The sequence below is a fragment of the Neisseria sp. HMSC078H04 genome (assembly GCF_001838135.1).
Taxonomy (GTDB): domain Bacteria; phylum Pseudomonadota; class Gammaproteobacteria; order Burkholderiales; family Neisseriaceae; genus Neisseria.
In genome coordinates this window covers 1-1535 of record NZ_KV835824.1, presented here as the reverse complement: position 1 = coordinate 1535, position 1535 = coordinate 1, and the positions used below count along the sequence as shown (strand labels likewise).

The 1535-nt window shown below is 39.0% G+C and carries 2 protein-coding genes and 1 pseudogene; all 3 read right to left on the bottom strand.

Annotation, left to right across the window (positions count from 1 at the left end; translation table 11 throughout):
- Positions 1 to 291 (bottom strand): annotated as a pseudogene (locus HMPREF2560_RS01930) (RHS repeat protein); the annotation flags it as partial.
- 244 nt (positions 292 to 535) lie between these two features.
- On the bottom strand, positions 536 to 970 hold the full coding sequence (locus HMPREF2560_RS01925; protein WP_003768463.1) for a hypothetical protein: 435 nt from the start codon (positions 968 to 970) through the stop codon (positions 536 to 538).
- A 37-nt stretch (positions 971 to 1007) separates the two neighbouring features.
- Positions 1008 to 1535 (bottom strand): HNH/ENDO VII family nuclease (locus HMPREF2560_RS01920; RefSeq protein WP_283122222.1); only part of this gene is annotated, 528 nt, incomplete at its 5' end.

Here is a 1535-nt window from a genome sequence, read left to right as displayed (position 1 = left end):
GCTGCGTTGTCCGTCGGCATCGATGCGGTAGATAAGTTCCCGGTTTTCGTCGAAACCGTACACTTCCGTCCGTCCTAATGCGTCGGTAACGACGGTATGGTCTTTGCGGTAGTCGAACGTCCATTCTTCGCCGAGGTTGTTGCTGCTCTTGAGCACTTTGCCGTCGGTGTCGTAACGGTCGTATTCGTAACGGGATACCAGTCCGTCGGGCTGGCTGTGTTCGACCATGATGTGGTTGCGGTAGGCGAAACCGCGCAGTTTTTTGCCGTCGCGTCCGTAAACAGCGGTCAAATCGCCGTAGCCGTCGTAGTCGTAGCAATTTGGCAGAGGTCGTCTGAAAATTGCTGGCTTTCAGACGACCTCTATGTTAACTGTTAATAAGATTGTTAAAGAACAAATGGTTCAGACGACCTCAAAGAAAATAGTGAGGTCGTCTGAAAAACAGAAACCGCGCGCGTGCGTACCGTTCACACTCTACATCGGAATTGGAGGTTTCATTGGCTACAGCTTGCTAATCGCTTAAAAATTAAACATATTAAGCATTATAATTTAGATAATCTTTAATAAAATATTCAAAGCTATTCCAATGTTTGCTGAATTGTTTATTTTCTATGAACTTTTGAATATTAGGAGCCTCTACAAAAAAAACCTCGTCGGTATTTTTATCATATAAGATATAATCATCTAACTCATTATTTAATAACGAAAAATAATTATCAGGTAATCCAATATTTTTTCTCAAAATTTCTGTTTGGCTACTTGAAAAATCCTCTAAGTCCATTGCCAAATCAACCAAATATCCAATTTTTCCATAAATTTCATCACTATATGTTGACCAAAATTCAACAAAGTCATGATTTATTTTTCCAAACCCTAATCTTTTGAATAATTCACGATATTTATTTTGATTTTCTGGCAATATCCTACCAAATTCATCATCAAGATATTCTTTAAAATTAGTATCTAACATAACAAACCTCTTTGATATAAATATAAGTAAATTGACCTTAACATTTTCCAGCTTTTCTTCTGCGTCTTTTTTCTGCTTTCGCCCTATCTTTCCAATATTGCTTTCTATCCTTATCAAACGCATTTCTATCTACTGGGAAATATGGATGCTTACCGCTTCCATCAACTTTATAAGGATGCAAGGCATTTGTTCTATCATATTTACTATGCGTTGTTTTCGTCAATTCAAACAAAGCACCCCTAGCATCTTGTTTTGAGTGATGTAGATTGATAGATTTACCATCAGCCCCCAAAGGAGCTAACCCTTTAGATGCACGTTGTAAATTTGTCCTCCCTTTATTATCAACCATATCCCAATCTATTGCCTGTTGAAATACCGTATACGTTTGACCTGTTCCTTTAGATGGAGCTTGCCATGTAGTACGGGTGAATCTATTCAACCCTAAAATATCAATCCACGTTTGCGCATTGGGTGCAAACCAATAAAGATTATCCCCTCCTAATAACCCAATCGGATCCTGATTCACAAACCGTCCCGCCTCAGGCTCGTAATACCGCATCAGGTT

Excerpts from the sequence above, each read along its gene's own strand:
- HMPREF2560_RS01925 (WP_003768463.1), bottom strand. The coding sequence starts at position 970 with ATGTTAGATACTAATTTTAAAGAATATCTTGATGATGAATTTGGTAGG.